This is a genomic window from Streptomyces sp. bgisy027, from assembly GCF_057710365.1.
The window spans coordinates 162,327-178,221 of the sequence record NZ_JBYIVZ010000017.1 but is presented as its reverse complement, the minus strand read 5'-3'; the positions used below and the strand labels follow the sequence as shown (position 1 = coordinate 178,221).

Genomic DNA, 15,895 nt, shown 5'->3' with positions numbered 1-15,895 from the left:
ATCTGCCCGCCGGCAGAGCAAGCCTCATCCGCCCGCCGACCAGGCCCGCCTCATCCGCCCGACGACCGCAAGCTTCGTCCGCCCGCGTGGCCGACCGCGTCATGAGCCGCCGAGCTCGGCGGCCAGCCGCGCCATTGCCGACCGTATGCCTCGCCCGTAGTCGTCGTCGTGCAACGCGTCGGCATGCTGCCGCGCCTCGGACAGATGGGCGCGGGCGCGGGGGACGTCCCCCAGCTTGTGGTAGTCCGCGGCGAGGTTGAGGTGCAGGGACGGATAGAACCCGCGTATCGCGAGCGAGGCGTCGTGCTGTCTGGCCCGGTCGTCGGTCACGGCACCGGCGGCCTCCCAGGCCCGGAGGTCCCAGGCCAGCTCCTCCCGCGGGTCCTCCTGGAGATCGGCCATGTAGTGGGCGAGAACGCAGCGATGGAAAGGATCACCGTCCGCCGCGATGTCCTCCCAGATCCCGGCGAACCGCACCCGGGCACCCTCGGCGTCGCCCGCGTGCTGCAATCCCATGGCCTCCTCGATGCGCTTCATCGTGCCGTCCTCGGCGGTCACGCGAGCCTCCCCCTGATCGTCGGCGATGCGAGGAAGCCTAGTGTCATGTCCCAGATAACTGTTGGCATGGTGGGACCCTGACCTGCTGTGCTTACGGTTGAGCGGAACGAACGCGCTCTCCCCGTCCCGCTCAACGGTAGGCAGCCGCCTCTATGGCGTGCGCGGAAGTCCACTGATCGGCTCGGAGGTCTCATGCCCCTGCAGATGGAACTGGTCGCGATCACACTCGACTGCCCTGATCCGCTGGCTCTGGCGGCGTTCTATCAGCAGGCCACCGGCTTTGAACCACACCCGAAGTCGGACGCCGACTTCGCCGGTCTCCATCGTGAGGACGGCCTCGTCATCGGCTTCCAGCGGGTCGAGAACTACCGAGCTCCGAGTTGGCCTGACCAGATCGTGCCCCAGCAGCTTCACATCTGCTTCAAGGTCGCGGAGAGCCTGGACCAGGCCGAGGCCGGGCTGTTGGAGCTCGGCGCGGGCAAGCCGGATCACCAGCCGCACGGGGACAAGGCACGGGTCCTCACTGATCCGGCGGGGCATCCCTTCTGCATTGTCATGCGCTGATTGGCGTCGGGGCGTGGCCTGCGCCGATTTCGATCTTCTTCGCCAAGTCCCTGAGGCGGTGGTCAAGGCGGGGTGCGTCGATGGGAGTGCGGCTGGCTTCCTGGCAACGGCGGCAAGCCTGGCGGGGCTTGAAGTCCCTGCCGCCCTCGGCGCGTAGGGGTGGAGGCTCTCGTCGGCCCGGCGCCGGGCTTCGGGCATGGCCGCGATGAGGCGGTCGCGGGGCTGTCCGCTGATGAGGCTGAGCCGGTCCGGCTCGCCCCAGCCGGAACGGAGCCAGTGGGAAGGGCCGAGGAGCCGTGGGACTGGCACCTGATTGATCTGGGAGAGCCGGTGGAGACAGGACTTCTCGGTCTCGCCCGGGAACGGAGGGACGGGCCGCGGCGGCGGCCTGACGATGCCGAAGGCGGTTGACGTACTCCACCTCGATGTCGTCCGCCGACACCTCATCCGGTCCCGAGTGGCATGGCGCACTTTTGCAAGCGGGTGCTTGCAAAAGTTAGCGGAGGTGCGGCAAGGTGGAGGCATGGCATCGCTCAACGTCGGCAATCTCGGTGACTACCTGCGCGAGCAGCGGCGCAACGCGCAGCTGTCGTTGCGGCAACTCGCCGACGCCGCCGGGGTGTCCAATCCGTATCTGAGCCAGATCGAGCGCGGGCTGCGCAAGCCGAGCGCGGAGGTGTTGCAGCAGGTCGCCAAGGCCCTGCGGATCTCCGCCGAGACGCTGTACGTCCGCGCCGGCATCCTCGACGCCGAGCGGGACCGTGACGAGGTGGAGACGCGCGCCGTCATACTCGCCGACCCCACGCTGAACGAGCGGCAGAAGCAGGTGCTGCTCCAGATCTACGAATCCTTCCGCAAGGAGAACGGGTTCGGGATATCCGTCGAGGCGGATGGGCACTCGGTGGCGGACGGGGACGCGGACCCGACAGTGGTCGACGCGGTCCGGTCCGTCGGCTCGGAGCCGGGGTCCCCGGACCCCGAGGTCTCCGGCGCAGGTGACGCCCGGTCCGACGGCACGGCGGACGCCCACGGCGACGACGCCGACGAACGACGCAGCCGTACGACCCGCAAGAACGGCACGGCCGACGGCGGCCGCGAGTCCGCCGCGCGCCGTAACCGCACGACTCGCACAACCCGCAGCACCCGTAGTACCGGCAGTACCCGCACGACCCGTACGTCCGACGGCAGCGACGCCGACCCGGAGAACCCGACCGACCCGCAGCAGTCGGCCGGCTGACCATGAGCCGCCGTACGCGCCACGCGCACCGGCGAGCAGCGGCCGTCAGCCGCCCGTCCGACCGCGGGACCCAAAACCCTCACCTCGTAACAAACCGGGAGGACCAGCAAAATGGCCATCACCGACGACCTGCGTAAGACCTTCAGCGACCCGACGCCGCTCTACTTCGCCGCCGGCACCGCCGACCTGGCCCTCCAGCAGGCCAGGAAGGTGCCCGCCCTGGTGGAGCAGCTGCGCTCCGAGGCGCCGGCTCGGTTCGAGGCCGTTCGCAGCACCGACCCGAAGGCCGTCCAGGAGAAGGCCGCCACGCGTGCCAAGGAGGCGGGCGCCAAGGCCAAGGAGGCGCAGGAGACCCTCCAGGCCAAGGTCAACGAGTTCGTCAGCAGCCTGGACGCCGACGTCAAGAAGTTCGGCAGCAACCTCGACGCGGACTTCAAGAAGTTCGGCAGCAGCATCGACGCCGACCTGAAGAAGTTCGGCGAGAGCGCCCAGGACTTCGCCCTGCGCACCATCGGTGTCGCCGCCGAGTACGCGGTCAAGGCCCGTGAGACCTACGAGAAGGTCGCCGAGCACGGCGAGCAGACCGTGAAGACCTGGCGCGGTGAGGCGGCCGAGGAGATCGAGGACCTCGCCATCGCCGTGGAGCCCAAGGCCGAGCCGGTCGAGGTCAAGGAGGACAAGGCCGCGGCGAAGCCCGCCGAGGCCAAGCCCGCCGCCGAGGCCGCCCCGGCGAAGAAGGCGCCCGCCAAGAAGGCCCCGGCGCGCAAGGCCGCCGCCAAGAAGACGACCCCGCCCGCCAAGTAACCCGGACGGGTGAAAAGCGACCGCAGATCACGGGCCGGGCACTCGGGGAGTGCTCGGCCCGTTGTTCGGGTAGCGGTCCTGCGGTTGCGGGTACGGTGACCGCGTAGAGACAAGCCGAACCAGGTGGTGGACGTTGTGCTGATGCAGGGCTTCGCGGGGTTCATGTGGCTGCTGAGTATGGCCTTGATCCTTTTCAGCGGCTTCGCGCTGATCGACGCGGCCATCCGCCGCGAGGACGCCTACCGCGCCGCGGACAAGAAGAGCAAGGCGTTCTGGCTGATCATCCTCGGCCTCGCCTTCGTGGTGAACCTGATCTTCAACATCCTGTCGTTCCTGCCGATCATCGGCCTCATCGCGACGATCGTGTACATGGTCGATGTACGCCCCGCGATCAAGGGCCTCCCGGGCGGCGGCCGCAGCAGGAAAGGCTCCAGCAGCGACGGCCCGTACGGGCCCTACAACGGCGGCCGCTGATCACCACCACAGGCTGATCACCACCGGAGGCTGATCACCACCGGAGGCTGATCGGCGCCGGACAGGGCGGGCGCCCCTCCCGGCTGCTGATCAGCGCCCGCGAGGGCAACGCCCCAAGGGACGCGGGAACTGCGCGACCAGTCAAAGAAACCCGCAGCCGGCCCACGACAGCACTCCTACGGCGGGGGCCCGCTCAGGCCCCCGTCAGGCCCCCGGTCCAGCAACAGCACAGCCACGTCGTCCGTCAGCTCACCACCGTTGAGGTCCCGGACCTCATTGACGGCGGCCCGCAGCAAGGCCTCCCCGCGCAGCCCCTCGGAGAGCTGGCGGCGGACCATCTCCACCATGCCGTCCTGCCCGAGCCGCTCGCGCCCCTCGCCGATCCGCCCCTCGATCAAGCCGTCGGTGTAGAGCATCAGGCTCCACTCCGCGCCCAGCTTGACCTCCATCCGAGGCCACCGTGCCTTGGGCAGCAGGCCGAGCGCGGGCCCGTTGTTGTCGTACGGCAGCAGCTGGGCCGGCCGGCCTGGCCGGGCGAGCAGCGGCGACGGATGACCAGCCAGGCACAGCCCCGCCCGCCGGCCGTCCGGCGCTATGTCCACCGTGCAGAGGGTCGCGAAGATCTCGTCGTCGGCCCGCTCGTGCTCGAGGACCTTCTGAAGCGTCCCCAGCAGTGCGTCCCCGCACAGCCCGGCCAGGGTCAGTGCCCGCCAGGCGATCCGCAGCTCCACACCGAGGGCGGCCTCGTCCGGCCCGTGCCCGCACACGTCACCGATCATGGCGTGCACGGTGCCGTCGGCGGTGCGGACGACGTCGTAGAAGTCACCGCCCAGCAGGGCACGCGAACGCCCGGGCCGGTACCGCGCGGCGAACCGCAGCGACGACCCCTCCAGCAGCGGGGTGGGCAGCAGGCCCCGCTCCAGACGCCGGTTCTCCTGCGCCCGCAGCCGGCCCTCGGCAAGCCGCCGCTCGGCCGTGTCGGAACGTTTCCTCTCCACGGCGTAGCGGATCGCACGGCTCAGCAGCCGCCCGTCCAGTTCATCCCGGAAGAGGTAGTCCTGGGCGCCCACGCGCACGGCTTCGGCGCCGCGCTCGGCGTCACCGGAGGCGGTGAGCGCGAGAACGGCGTGCCGGGGCGCGAGCTCCAGGACGTGCCGGAGCACGGCCAGCTCGTCGGCGTCCGCGCTGCGGCCGGGCGCCGCCAGGGCGAGGTCCAGCAGGATGCAGTGGACGTCGTCGGTGAGCAGCCGCTCGGCCTCGGTGAGGTTGCGGGCGGTGCGCACACGGATCGGCCGGCCGGCCGAGTCGTGCAGCTCGGGGACCATCGCGGAGCCGCCGGGATCGTCCTCGATCAGCAGCAGCGTCAGAGTGGTATGGGTGCTGTTCTCTACCGTTTCGTCCTTGCGCGGGGCCACCTCACGGGTGGTGCCGCCTGGGGAAGCGGCCGGCGCCTGACCAGTCTCCACGGCCGGGATCGCTCTCTGCCGCGGTACGGGTACGGGCATCGTCTTGAGTTCCTTCCCTCCCCCCGAGGGTGGTGGGAACGAGGGACCTCGATCCACCGACGGGGACCATAGCGGTTGTCGGCGCCGCAGCGGAATGGTGTGGAGCACGCCGTATGATCGCTGGCCTCTGTCATATGCCGCGTTCCGTACCGCAGTTGGACAGGGCGGCGCCCCGGCGGGGATGACGAACGTCACGTCGGGGCGGCGTTTGTCAGGAAAGTGAGGTGGGGTGGGTCACGTGGTCCCCGTCACCGCCCTCACGTCACAAGACGCCCTGAAACCTCACGCATCGGGCCGAACCACCCCGAGGATCCGCATCGACCCGGCCCCCGCGATCGTCACCGTCCGTCCCGGGCGCGGGGCGTGGATGATGGCGCCGTCGCCGATGTACATGGCGACATGGCTGGCGTCGGCGTTGTAGATGATGAGGTCGCCGGGGCGCATGTCCTCGACGTCGATGCGCTCCAGCTGCTTCCACTGCTCCTGAGAGGTCCGCGGAATACCGCTGCCGGCACTGGCCCAGGCCTGCGAAGTCAGCCCTGAACAGTCGTATGTCTTGGGGCCTTCTGCACCCCATTCATACGGTTTGCCCAGCTGGGCGGTGGCGTACTCGACGGCCTTGCGGCCCTCCTCGGAGGCCTTTCCCTTGATGTCCTTCAGGACGCCGGAGTCCAGCCAGGCGGTCTGCGCCTTACGGGCGGCGTCCTCCTCCAGCTGGGCGAGGCGCTCCTTCTCCTCCTTCTCCAGCTGGGACTCCAGCTGTTCGGCCGCCTTGATCTGCTTCTCGATCTTCTTCTGGGCGGCAGCCTTGGCCTTGCGGCCGGCCTCCAGCTGCTGCCACTGGGCGGAGGCGTCGCTGGCGTACTGCTCCAAGTCCTGCTGGGTGCGGGTCACTTCGCCGAGCAGCCCCTTGGTGGCACGCTGGCCCTGGATCACCCGCCCGGCACTGTCGAGAAAGTCCCGGGGATCGTCGCTCAGCATCAGCTTCGCCTCGTCGGGCAGCCCGCCCGACCGGTACTGCGCGGCGGCCGCGGAACCGGCCCGCTTCTTCAACTCGGCCAGTTTCTCCTGGCCTTTGACGATCTTCCTGGCCAGCGAGACGATCTCGGCCGACTGCTTCTCGGTCGCCTCCTCGGCGGCGTTGTACTCGTCGGTGGCGACGGCCGCGTCGTGGTAGAGCTTCTCCAGCTTCTTGCGGACGTCCTCAAGCTCCTTGTTCGACACGGGGGTCGGCGACGCGGAGGGTGAGCTGCTCGGGGACGCGGAGGGTGAGCTGCTCGGGGACGGAGAGGGAGCCGCGAAGGCGGTGCCCGGCGCCGCCAGTACGGTGACCGCGCAGACGACGGTCACGGCCGTAGCGATCAGGCCGCGCTTACCCATACCTGTGCCCCCAAACTGATGTCCCGTCAGTAACATACGAGCGTCCGGGGGATCGTGCCACGACGGCGCGCAAAGTGACAGAGGTCTGCTTCCCCCCTTTCCCGCCCCGCTATGACGCTCTCCCCGACTTTGTGACGAACGACTCGCGGAGATCGTTCCGTGACCCACGGCCCGCCGGGCAAACGCAAGTGAAATGTCCGTGAATGACTATCCCCGAGGCGCCAAAGCCCCCCACCGCACGGTCACTTCCCCTTGCCGCCATCGCCCCGCCCCGTCCACCACGGGCCAGTCGACCGCAAGATCCCGCACTGCCCGGATCCACCTCTGCCGGGCACCGTAGGAGGCATAGGGCGCCGCGGCCGCCCAGGCCCGGTCGAAATCGCGTAGAAACGCATGCACCGGCTCACCGGGCACATTGCGATGAATGAGCGCCTTGGGCAGCCGCTCGGCAAGATCCGACGGCCGCTCCAGCGACCCCAGCCGCGCCGCAAAGGTCACCGTCCGCGGCCCCTTCGGCCCCAGCGCAACCCACACATGCCGCCGCCCGATCTCGTCACAGGTCCCCTCGACCAGCAGCCCACCCGGCGCCAGCCGCCCACACAGCCGCTCCCAGACCCCGGCGACCTCCCCCTCGTCGTACTGCCGCAGCACATTGGCGGCACGGATGAGGAGAGGGCGCTGCGGAACCGGGATCTCGAACCCGCCGTGCCGAAACACGAGCCCCTCACGCGCGTACGGCCGCGCGGCGACGACCCGAGCGGGTTCGATCTCCAGCCCGACCACGCGCACCCGGGGCGCCACCGCGCGAAGCCGCCCGAGCAACTCGACGGCCGTCCAGGGGGCAGAGCCGTACCCAAGATCCACCGCAACGGGATCATCGCCCCGCCGCAGCTCGCTCCCCTGCGCGTGGGCGATCCACCGATCCATACGGCGCAGGCGATTGGGGTTGGTGGTCCCGCGTGTCACCGTTCCCACGGGGCGGGCGACGCGGGCACTCATACACAAGAGGGTATGTGCAGGGCGGCCGCGGGCCCGTAGCGGCTGGTCGCGCAGTTCCCCGCGCCCCCAGAAGCAGGGCGTTGCAGTGGGCCTGCGCCGAGCCGTGACCGTCGCCGTCGCGACCGTTCGCGCAGTTCCCCGCGCCTGGAAGCAGGGCAGTGGGCCCGCGCCGAACCGTGACCGTAAGCGCCACAACCGTTCGCGCAGTTCCCCGCGCCCCCAGAAGCAGGACGTTGCAGTGGGCCTGCGCCAAGCCGTGACCGTCGCCGCCACAACCGCTCGCGCAGTTCCCCGCGCCCCTGGAGGCAGGGCGTTGCAGCCGCGTACGGCGGCAAGGGGACGTGCCGGGGGGTGTCCGCCCGCAGCGGCGGGCGTCAACGAACAGCACCCTTCTTCGTGCCGGGCAACCGCCCGACCGAGGACGGACACCCCCCGGCACGGCCCCGACCCACCCCCACACCCGCAGGCGCTACCCGCACCCCCACCACCCCGCACAGGCCGCCGCAGGCACCCCGGCCGCACCCCCACGCACGCAACCCCCGAACAGTTGAGCGACCCCCAGTAATTCCTAGGCAAAAACCACCCCACCAGGAATGGGAACCCCTCCCTCCGGCGTTGCACCGCCTTGGAGGGCGCTCAACCCTCTGCCCGGCATGCCCGCAGCCAAGGAGGACCGTCACGTGAGCCAGTACGTCAGCAGGCTCGGGCGACGCTCCCCGTCGGCCCCCTCGCGACTCCGGCTCCACCGCCGCCCCCGCCGCGTAGCCATGCTCAGCGTGCACACCTCCCCGCTCCACCAGCCCGGCACCGGCGATGCCGGCGGCATGAACGTCTACATCGTGGAGCTCGCACAACGCCTCGCCGCGATCAACATCGAGGTCGAGATCTTCACGCGCACCACCGCCACCGACCTCCCACCCGTCGTGGAACTGGCCCCCGGCGTCCTGGTCCGCCACATCGACGCAGGCCCCTACGAGGGCCTGAACAAGGAAGACCTCCCCGCCCAGCTCTGCGCCTTCACCCACGGCGTCATGCAGGCGTGGGCCGGCCACCGCCCCGGCTACTACGACCTCGTCCACTCCCACTACTGGCTCTCCGGCCACGTCGGCTGGCTCGCCGCCCAGCGCTGGGGCGCCCCCCTCGTGCACGCCATGCACACCATGGCCAAGGTCAAGAATGCCAACCTCGCCGACGGCGACACCCCCGAACCCGCGGCCCGCGTGATCGGCGAGACCCAGATCGTCGCGGCAGCGGACCGCCTCATCGCCAACACCTCCGAGGAAGCGGACGAACTCGTACGCCACTACGCGGCAGCCCGCGACAAGGTCGCCGTCGTCCACCCCGGCGTCAACCTCACCCGCTTCGCGCCCGCCGACGGCCGAGCCGCGGCCCGCGCCCGCCTCGGCCTCCCGCAGGACGCCCTGATCCCCCTCTTCGCAGGCCGCATCCAGCCCCTGAAGGCCCCGGACATCCTCCTCCGCGCGGTGGCCGTCCTCCTGGACGAGCACCCCGAACTGCGCTCCCGCATCCTCGTCCCGATCGTCGGCGGCCCCAGCGGCAGCGGCCTCGCGAAGCCCGAGGGCCTGCAGAAGCTCGCCGCCCGCCTGGGCATCGCGGATGTCGTACGGTTCCGCCCGCCCGTCGGCCAGGAGCAGCTCGCCGACTGGTTCCGGGCGGCATCGGTGCTGGTCATGCCGTCGTACAGCGAGTCCTTCGGCCTGGTGGCCATCGAGGCGCAGGCGGCCGGCACACCCGTACTGGCCGCCGCGGTCGGCGGTCTGCCCGTCGCGGTCCGTGACGGGCACACCGGATTCCTGGTCCAGGGCCACAACCCGGCGGAGTACGCGCGCGTGCTGCGCGCCTTCGCCGACGAACCGCACCTGGCCGCCCGGATGGGCGATGCGGCGTCCCGGCACGCCCAGTCCTTCGGCTGGGACACCGCGGCGGCGGCCACGGCGGACGTCTACACGGCGGCGGCCCAGGCGCATCGCCGTCGCGTACGCTCCCACCATGGGTGACGCACAGGACGCACAGAGGGCGGCGCAGGTCGTCGAGGGAGCCCTGAAGGACGCCGAGCTGGAGTGGGAGAGCCCCGCCCCCGGCAACTACGTCGTCAAGCTCCCCGGCACGCGCAAGCTCTCCACGACGGTCTCCCTCCTCGTCGGCCGCCACTCCCTCTCCCTCAACGCCTTCGTCATCCGCCACCCCGACGAGAACGAACCCGGCGTCCACCGCTGGCTCCTGGAGCGCAACCTCAAGCTCTACGGCGTGAGCTACGCCGTGGACCGCCTCGGCGACGTCTACGTCACCGCCAAGCTCCCGCTCGCCGCCGTGACCGCCGACGAGATCGACCGCCTCCTCGGCCAGGTCCTGGAGGCGGCGGACGGCGCCTTCAACACCCTCCTGGAACTCGGCTTCGCGTCCGCGATCCGCAAGGAGTACGAGTGGCGCGTGGCCCGAGGCGAGTCGACGCGCAACCTGGACGCGTTCACCCATCTGATCCAGCGGCCGTCGGAGTGACGTTCACCGGCCCCAGGACCGACCCGCGGACCTAGGAAGGTCCGAACCAACTCACTTCGCACGACCCCTTCCGCACCCAGGCGGCCCGTGGCATGCCCACGACTATCGCACTTCTGAACGTCGCTCACGTCCATGAAAGCCGCATGGAGGGCGTACGGACATGGGCAACGCGCATCTCACCAGACGGACCCTGCTCGGCGGGGCCACGGCCGCGGCACTCGGCGCGACGACGGCGGGCGCCGCACACCCGACCACCGCGAAACCCCACTCCACCGGAGTCACGCCTCAAGCGACCGGAGTCACGCCTCAAGCGAGCGGAGTCACGCCTCAAGCGAGCGGAGTCACGCCTCAAGCGAGCGGAGTCACGCCTCAAGCGGCGCCCCAGGTCCCGCCCATCTGGCGAGGCCGCCCGCCCAGGACCAGGACGACTTGTCGCCGCCGTACTGCTGGGCCGACGACGTGACCGTCCGCCACGTCGACAACGGCTTCGGCCTGGTCGCGGCCTCCGCCTGCACGCTCCGCCGCACGCGCGTGGCGGGCCGGGGCAGCCACCACCCCTACTTCTGCCGCGAGGGCTCCCACCACGACAACATGATCGAGGACTTCACGATCGAGGCCCGCACCACCCCGGCCCCCTCGGGCACCCAGCTGCACGGCATCAACGTCGAGGGCCTTTCCTCCTGCGACGTCCGGTCACGCGGCGACATGCGCATGGGCACCTTCGACAGCCACCGCGGCCTGCCCTTCGCCAACGTCCGTACCGACATCACCGCCGACAACAACGGCCGCCACGGCGGCGACGCGAGCGCCGGCCCGCTGTTCGGTGCCCGTTTCACCCACTGGAACGTCCGGGTCACCAACGCCCGCGCGGGCATGATCCGCCTCGACGGCCCGGCCCCGTACTCCGCCACCGTCGGCCTGAACGAGGTCAGGGAGTTCGACCAGATCGACGTCCCCGACTTCACGGGCGACCTCCGCTCCCGCCTGGAGCTGTACGGCACGACGGACGCCGTGCACCCGCCCAACCTGTACGACGCTCAGCGCGCGCTGCCGCGATAGCGCCCCGGAGGCACGCCGACCAGCTTGCGGAAGTGCCGGCTCAGATGGGACTGGTCGTAGAACCCGGTCGCCACCGCCACCTCGGCCGGGGACCGGCCCTCCAGCAACAGCCGACGGGCACGGTCGACGCGCCGCGACATCAGGTACTGGTGCGGGGCGATGCCGTACGCGTGGCTGAACGCCCGTACGAGATGGGCGGGATGGGCCTGCACGACGGCCGCGGCCTCGTCGAGACCGATGCCGGGCACGACCCGTTCGTCGAGGAGGTCGCGGAGCCGGCGGGCGAGGGCGGGATCGTGGCGCGGGACGTCCGTCAGGGTCTTGGGCCGCAGGTGGGCACGGAGCCGATCCCCGATGAGGGTGAGCCGACTGTCCGCCTCCAGCTCGTCACCGGGCTGCGCGAGCGCGGCGTGCAGCTGGCCGACGCGCAGCCGGAGCACGGGGTCGCGCAGGTCGGGGGAGTCGACGGCCGGACCGATCAGATCGTCCCCCAGCCGGGTGCTGTCCAGGTAGAGGACCCGCTTGCGGAAGCCGTGCGGGGTGGCGGGGGAACCGTTGTGCGGAACGTGCGGCGGCAGCAGCGACACCGTGTCGTGCGGAGTGCCGTGCTCGTGCCGGTCGAGGTCGTAGCGCACGGCCCCGTCGTCCACGATGAGCAGCGTCCAGGCCTCGTGCACATGCATCGGATACGCGTACTCGGTGAAATGGGCGTGGAACACCTCGGTGACGCCCGGGACGGAGGGGCGCCACGCGGAGACTTCCTGGCGATCCCGAGCGGCGGCCATGCAAAGAACGTACAAGACGGAGCTGTACGGCGGCCGTCAGTCTCGGTCCATGAGCACTGAAGCACCCGTCCGTTTCGACACCAAGATCGCCGTCCTGCTGCGGGAGGACCTGGAGCCCTGGCAGCGTCTGAACGTCACAGCGTTCCTGGTCAGCGGTCTGGGCACCCAACTCCCGGAGATCATCGGCGCCCCTTACGAGGACGCGGACGGCGTCCCCTACCTCCCGATGCTCCGCCAGCCGGTCCTGGTCTTCGAGACGACGAAGGAAACCCTGACGACAGCCCACGCCCGAGCCCTGTCCCGCTCCCTCCCGCGCGCGATCTTCACCTCCGACCTGTTCACGACGGGCAACGACCGCGACAACCGGGCGGCGGTGCGGGCGGTGCCGACGGGTGAGCTGGACCTGGTGGGGATGGCGGTCCACGGGCCGCGGAACGGGGTGGACAAGGTGATCAAGGGAGCCCGGATGCATCCCTGAGGCCGGCCGGGCTTCCCTCAGGCGGCGCTCACCTCCGGCTTCGTGTCGGCCGGGGTGCCGGCGGCGGTCGCCGGTGCCTGCGCCCCGACGTGGCGGGTCAGAGCGCCGTACCCGATCGCCGCCACCGTCCCGACGAGCGCGCACATCCCCCACAGCCACTCGGCGCCGAAGTGGTCGATGACGAAGCCGGACATCAGGGGCGCGACGAGGGCGGCGACGGACCAGGAGAGGGTGTACATGCCTTGGTAGCGGCCGCGTCCGTGGGCGGGGGAGAGGCGGACGACGAGGCCGGTCTGGGTGGGGGCGTTGAGCATCTCGCCGAGCGTCCAGACGCACACCGTCAGCGCGAAGACGCCGACCGAGCCGGCGAACGCGGTGAGGCCGAAGCCGTAGCCGGCGAGCAGGGACGACACGATGAGGATCCGCCCCGCGTCCCGGCGTTCGATGAACCGTGTGACCGGGATCTGGAGCGCGACGATCAGGACGCCGTTGATGGCGATGGCCAGGCCGTAGTCGGCGGGCGTGAACCCGGCGTCGCCCATGGCGATCGGCAGACCGACCGAGCCCTGCTGGAAGACGAGGGCGACGAGGAAGGACAGCCCGACGACGGCCATGAAACGCCCGTCGCGCAGCACGGTCCCGAGCCCGACCTCCTCCTCGGCCTTCCCGGTGTCCGGCATCTCGGGCCGGGACTCGGGCAGCTTCACGAAGATCACGACCGCGCAGACGGCCGTCATGCCGGCCTCGATCAGGAACCCGGCGAGGTAGCTGACCTCGGCGATGAACCCGGCGGCCATGGAGGAGACGGCGAAGCCGAGGTTGATGGCCCAGTAGTTGAGGGAGAAGGCGCGCACCCGGTCCTCGGGGCGGACGATGTCGGCCATCATCGCCTGGACGGCGGGCCGGGAGGCGTTGGAGGCGGCACCGACGACGAAGGCGACCGCGGCGATGGCGACGGGGTGGTGCACGAACCCGAGCACGGCGACGGACACGGCGGTCGAGGCCTGGGCCACCAGCAGAGTCGGCCGCCGCCCGAGCCGGTCGGTCATGACGCCCGCGCCGATCGAGGAGACGACGCCGCCGAGCCCGTGGAGGGAGGCGACGAGACCGGCGTAGGAGGCGGAGTAGCCGCGGTCGAGGGTGAGGTAGAGCGCCATGAACGTGGCCACGAAGGCACCGAGCCGGTTGACCAGGGTGCTGGTCCACAGCCACCAGAACTCGCGGGGAAGCCCGGCGACGGTCTCTCGGGTGGCGCGTCGCACGGCGGCGAGTGGCATAGGGGTCCCCACGGATGTAGCCGGACACCGGCAGCGGATGTAAGAAGCCAAGAGGGCATCCGCAACTTACAAAGGTGGGGCCCGGGCAGGCCACTCGATTAACAGATCCCGTCAACTGTCCGCCTGCTGGGCGGGCCGCCTGGGGGCCGAATGCGTCGATTACGCTCTGGGGCATGGCCGACGCACCGTACAAGCTGATCCTCCTCCGCCACGGCGAGAGCGAGTGGAACGCGAAGAACCTGTTCACCGGCTGGGTGGACGTGAACCTCAACGAGAAGGGCGAGAAGGAGGCAGTCCGCGGTGGCGAGCTCCTGAAGGACGCCGACCTTCTCCCCGACGTGGTCCACACGTCCCTCCAGAAGCGCGCGATCCGCACGGCCCAGCTGGCGCTGGAGTCCGCGGACCGCCACTGGATCCCGGTCCACCGCTCGTGGCGCCTGAACGAGCGCCACTACGGCGCCCTCCAGGGCAAGGACAAGGCGCAGACCCTCGCCGAGTTCGGCGAGGAGCAGTTCATGCTGTGGCGCCGTTCCTACGACACCCCGCCGCCGCCGCTCGAGGACGGCACGGAGTTCTCCCAGTCGGACGACCCGCGCTACGCGACGATCCCGCCGGAGCTGCGCCCCCGCACGGAGTGCCTGAAGGACGTCGTCGTCCGCATGCTCCCGTACTGGTACGACGGCATCGTCCCGGACCTGCTGGCCGGCCGCACGGTCCTGGTCGCGGCCCACGGCAACAGCCTCCGCGCCCTGGTCAAGCACCTCGACGGCATCTCCGGCGCCGACATCGCGGGCCTGAACATCCCGACGGGCATCCCCCTTTACTACGAGCTCGACGCCGACTTCAAGCCGGTCACCCCGGGCGGCAAGTACCTCGACCCGGAGGCGGCCGCGGCAGCGATCGAGGCGGTCAAGAACCAGGGCAAGAAGAAGTAGTTTTGGTGATCATGCCTCCCACCTGCGCATACGGCGCGGATGGGAGGCATTTTCGTGCTCTGGAACCTCCCTGGAACCTCAGCCCGAGTGATCTTGAGGCCGGAGTGCCTTGCCGAGCGCCTTCCGGGCCCGGTCCCGGCTACTCGGCATGAGGTGCGCGTACACCTTCAGCGTCAGCCCGGGGTCGGAGTGTCCGAGGTACTCCGCGAGCGCCTTGATGCTCTCTCCCGCGTCCAAGAGCACGGACGCGTAGAAGTGCCGCAGGGCGTGCATACCGTGCTCGCGGGCGGCGGCGTGCTCGCGGCTCTTGGCCTTGGGGATGACGCCCGCCTTGGCGAGCGCGGGCTTCCAGTGGTCTTCGTTCAGGGACGTGCGCCAGACGTGCCCACCGTTGGGGCCGGTGAAGATGAGCCGTCGCGTCACTGGCTGACCGTTGCCCCGCATCCACGGGAGTTTGATCTCCACAGGCGGGAACCGCTTGATGTGCGCCTGTAGCGCCTCTGCCACGGGGTCGGGCAGAGGCACGTCACGGAGCTTGCCGCCCTTCGGGGGCGCGAACACGGCCTTGCTCAGGCTCAGCTTGAGTTGCTGCACCACATGCAGAGTGCCGCTGTCGAAGTCGATGTCATCGACGGACAGCCCGAGGATCTCCCCTTGCCGCAGACCGCATCCGGCGCCCACGTCCACCATGGGCCGGAAGCGCTCGACCATGGCGGCGCGCATGGCGAAGACGCGCTCAGGCTCCCAGGGGACGACACGGCGCGCACCGATGGCCGGCGGGGTCACCGTGCGCGAGTTGCAGGGGTTCCGGCGCAGACATCCGTCCTCCACGGCGGCCGAGAGCACGGCGCGGACGTTGGAGAAGATGACGCGCGCGTACGCACCGGACATGCCGGACGCTTCGAGCTGGGTCACGAACTCCCGGATGTGGCTCGGCTGGAACGATCCGAGCTGACGCGACCCGATGCGGGGGAAGGCGTGCAGCTTGAGCTGAGACTCCATCGACGCGCGGGTGTTGGGGTCGCCGCTCTGGCTCGCGAGCCACTTCTCCGCGAACTCCTGGAACGTCGTACGGGACGCGTTCGGGTCGATGAAGTCGCCGCGGGCCACGTCCGCTTGCATGGCGCTCAGCCACTGCTCGGCGAGGCGCTTCTGTCCGTCGGGGAAGGACTTGTTCTTCCGCTTGCCGTCGGGCGTGAGGTAGCGGGCTTGGTAGCGCATCCCCGTGCCGTAACGGTCGGTCCTGACGCGGACCGTCTTGCCGTCGGCGTCGGTGATGGTCTTGATCCAGCGGTCGAAGATGTGGCCAGCCATGTGGTG

At 70.3% G+C, this 15,895-nt stretch carries 15 protein-coding genes and 1 pseudogene; 9 read left to right on the top strand and 7 right to left on the bottom strand.

The window, feature by feature from the left end:
- Positions 1-99 precede the first annotated feature (99 nt).
- Entirely contained in the window at positions 100-558 is a 459-nt protein-coding gene (locus tag AC3ETA_RS19760; protein WP_432194217.1) for a hypothetical protein, read from the bottom strand.
- Positions 559-750: 192 nt separating this feature from the next.
- Between AC3ETA_RS19760 and AC3ETA_RS19755 the strand changes: the two genes are divergently transcribed.
- The 4 genes from AC3ETA_RS19755 to AC3ETA_RS19740 all read left to right on the top strand — a co-directional run bounded on the left by AC3ETA_RS19755 (position 751) and on the right by AC3ETA_RS19740 (position 3,637).
- Entirely contained in the window at positions 751-1,122 is a 372-nt protein-coding gene (locus tag AC3ETA_RS19755) for a VOC family protein (protein WP_432194216.1), read from the top strand.
- Positions 1,123-1,645: 523 nt separating this feature from the next.
- Positions 1,646-2,359, top strand: coding sequence for a helix-turn-helix domain-containing protein (locus AC3ETA_RS19750; RefSeq protein WP_432194215.1), 714 nt, complete (start codon positions 1,646-1,648; stop codon positions 2,357-2,359).
- Positions 2,360-2,470: 111 nt separating this feature from the next.
- Complete coding sequence (locus AC3ETA_RS19745) at positions 2,471-3,163, top strand: hypothetical protein (RefSeq protein WP_432194214.1); 693 nt, start codon at positions 2,471-2,473, stop codon at positions 3,161-3,163.
- Between the two features lie 141 nt (positions 3,164-3,304).
- Complete coding sequence (locus tag AC3ETA_RS19740; RefSeq protein ID WP_432194225.1) at positions 3,305-3,637, top strand: DUF2516 family protein; 333 nt, start codon at positions 3,305-3,307, stop codon at positions 3,635-3,637.
- A gap of 176 nt (positions 3,638-3,813) precedes the next feature.
- Here AC3ETA_RS19740 and AC3ETA_RS19735 read toward each other — a convergent pair whose 3' ends face one another.
- The 3 genes from AC3ETA_RS19735 to AC3ETA_RS19725 form a co-directional block, all read right to left on the bottom strand.
- The gene (locus AC3ETA_RS19735) at positions 3,814-5,142 is read right to left on the bottom strand and encodes a PP2C family protein-serine/threonine phosphatase (protein WP_432194213.1); all 1,329 of its coding nucleotides are present in this window, start codon (positions 5,140-5,142) and stop codon (positions 3,814-3,816) included.
- Between the two features lie 282 nt (positions 5,143-5,424).
- Positions 5,425-6,522 carry a C40 family peptidase gene (locus AC3ETA_RS19730; RefSeq protein WP_432194212.1) on the bottom strand — a complete coding sequence of 366 codons (1,098 nt, stop codon included), beginning with the start codon at positions 6,520-6,522 and terminating at the stop codon, positions 5,425-5,427.
- A gap of 207 nt (positions 6,523-6,729) precedes the next feature.
- Entirely contained in the window at positions 6,730-7,521 is a 792-nt protein-coding gene (locus AC3ETA_RS19725) for a class I SAM-dependent methyltransferase (protein WP_432194211.1), read from the bottom strand.
- A 680-nt stretch (positions 7,522-8,201) separates the two neighbouring features.
- On the opposite strand from AC3ETA_RS19725, the gene mshA reads away from it, so the two are divergent.
- The 3 genes and pseudogenes from mshA to AC3ETA_RS19710 form a co-directional block, all read left to right on the top strand.
- A complete protein-coding gene (gene mshA, locus AC3ETA_RS19720) occupies positions 8,202-9,539 on the top strand; it encodes a D-inositol-3-phosphate glycosyltransferase (RefSeq protein ID WP_432194210.1) in 1,338 nt (445 codons plus the stop codon).
- Complete coding sequence (locus AC3ETA_RS19715) at positions 9,532-10,041, top strand: type III secretion system chaperone family protein (RefSeq protein ID WP_432194209.1); 510 nt, start codon at positions 9,532-9,534, stop codon at positions 10,039-10,041. Before mshA ends, AC3ETA_RS19715 begins: the two co-directional genes overlap by 8 nt.
- 444 nt (positions 10,042-10,485) lie before the next feature.
- Positions 10,486-11,100 (top strand): annotated as a pseudogene (locus tag AC3ETA_RS19710) (hypothetical protein); the annotation flags it as partial.
- Here AC3ETA_RS19710 and AC3ETA_RS19705 read toward each other — a convergent pair.
- Positions 11,079-11,885 carry a helix-turn-helix transcriptional regulator gene (locus AC3ETA_RS19705; protein WP_432194208.1) on the bottom strand — a complete coding sequence of 269 codons (807 nt, stop codon included), beginning with the start codon at positions 11,883-11,885 and terminating at the stop codon, positions 11,079-11,081. The pseudogene AC3ETA_RS19710 and the gene AC3ETA_RS19705 sit on opposite strands and share 22 nt — an antisense overlap.
- Positions 11,886-11,934: 49 nt before the next feature.
- On the opposite strand from AC3ETA_RS19705, the gene AC3ETA_RS19700 reads away from it, so the two are divergent.
- The gene (locus AC3ETA_RS19700) at positions 11,935-12,363 is read left to right on the top strand and encodes a DUF2000 family protein (RefSeq protein WP_432194207.1); all 429 of its coding nucleotides are present in this window, start codon (positions 11,935-11,937) and stop codon (positions 12,361-12,363) included.
- A 17-nt stretch (positions 12,364-12,380) separates the two neighbouring features.
- Here AC3ETA_RS19700 and AC3ETA_RS19695 read toward each other — a convergent pair whose 3' ends face one another.
- Positions 12,381-13,640: an MDR family MFS transporter gene (locus AC3ETA_RS19695; protein WP_432194206.1), complete on the bottom strand. Its 1,260-nt coding sequence runs from the start codon at positions 13,638-13,640 to the stop codon at positions 12,381-12,383.
- A 173-nt stretch (positions 13,641-13,813) separates the two neighbouring features.
- Here AC3ETA_RS19695 and AC3ETA_RS19690 point away from each other — a divergent pair, with 173 nt between their 5' ends.
- Positions 13,814-14,575, top strand: coding sequence for a phosphoglyceromutase (locus tag AC3ETA_RS19690; RefSeq protein WP_432194205.1), 762 nt, complete (start codon positions 13,814-13,816; stop codon positions 14,573-14,575).
- Positions 14,576-14,653: 78 nt separating this feature from the next.
- Here AC3ETA_RS19690 and AC3ETA_RS19685 read toward each other — a convergent pair whose 3' ends face one another.
- Positions 14,654-15,889, bottom strand: a complete 1,236-nt coding sequence (locus AC3ETA_RS19685) for a tyrosine-type recombinase/integrase (protein WP_432194204.1) — start codon at positions 15,887-15,889, stop codon at positions 14,654-14,656.
- Positions 15,890-15,895 lie beyond the last annotated feature (6 nt).

Excerpts from the sequence above, each read along its gene's own strand:
- AC3ETA_RS19735 (WP_432194213.1), bottom strand. The coding sequence starts at position 5,142 with ATGCCCGTACCCGTACCGCGGCAGAGAGCGATCCCGGCCGTGGAGACT.
- AC3ETA_RS19705 (WP_432194208.1), bottom strand. The coding sequence starts at position 11,885 with ATGGCCGCCGCTCGGGATCGCCAGGAAGTCTCCGCGTGGCGCCCCTCC.
- AC3ETA_RS19690 (WP_432194205.1), top strand. The coding sequence starts at position 13,814 with ATGGCCGACGCACCGTACAAGCTGATCCTCCTCCGCCACGGCGAGAGC.
- AC3ETA_RS19695 (WP_432194206.1), bottom strand. The coding sequence starts at position 13,640 with ATGCCACTCGCCGCCGTGCGACGCGCCACCCGAGAGACCGTCGCCGGG.
- AC3ETA_RS19755 (WP_432194216.1), top strand. The coding sequence starts at position 751 with ATGCCCCTGCAGATGGAACTGGTCGCGATCACACTCGACTGCCCTGAT.
- AC3ETA_RS19750 (WP_432194215.1), top strand. The coding sequence starts at position 1,646 with ATGGCATCGCTCAACGTCGGCAATCTCGGTGACTACCTGCGCGAGCAG.
- AC3ETA_RS19745 (WP_432194214.1), top strand. The coding sequence starts at position 2,471 with ATGGCCATCACCGACGACCTGCGTAAGACCTTCAGCGACCCGACGCCG.
- AC3ETA_RS19730 (WP_432194212.1), bottom strand. The coding sequence starts at position 6,522 with ATGGGTAAGCGCGGCCTGATCGCTACGGCCGTGACCGTCGTCTGCGCG.
- AC3ETA_RS19725 (WP_432194211.1), bottom strand. The coding sequence starts at position 7,521 with ATGAGTGCCCGCGTCGCCCGCCCCGTGGGAACGGTGACACGCGGGACC.
- AC3ETA_RS19715 (WP_432194209.1), top strand. The coding sequence starts at position 9,532 with ATGGGTGACGCACAGGACGCACAGAGGGCGGCGCAGGTCGTCGAGGGA.
- AC3ETA_RS19685 (WP_432194204.1), bottom strand. The coding sequence starts at position 15,889 with ATGGCTGGCCACATCTTCGACCGCTGGATCAAGACCATCACCGACGCC.
- AC3ETA_RS19700 (WP_432194207.1), top strand. The coding sequence starts at position 11,935 with ATGAGCACTGAAGCACCCGTCCGTTTCGACACCAAGATCGCCGTCCTG.
- AC3ETA_RS19740 (WP_432194225.1), top strand. The coding sequence starts at position 3,305 with ATGCAGGGCTTCGCGGGGTTCATGTGGCTGCTGAGTATGGCCTTGATC.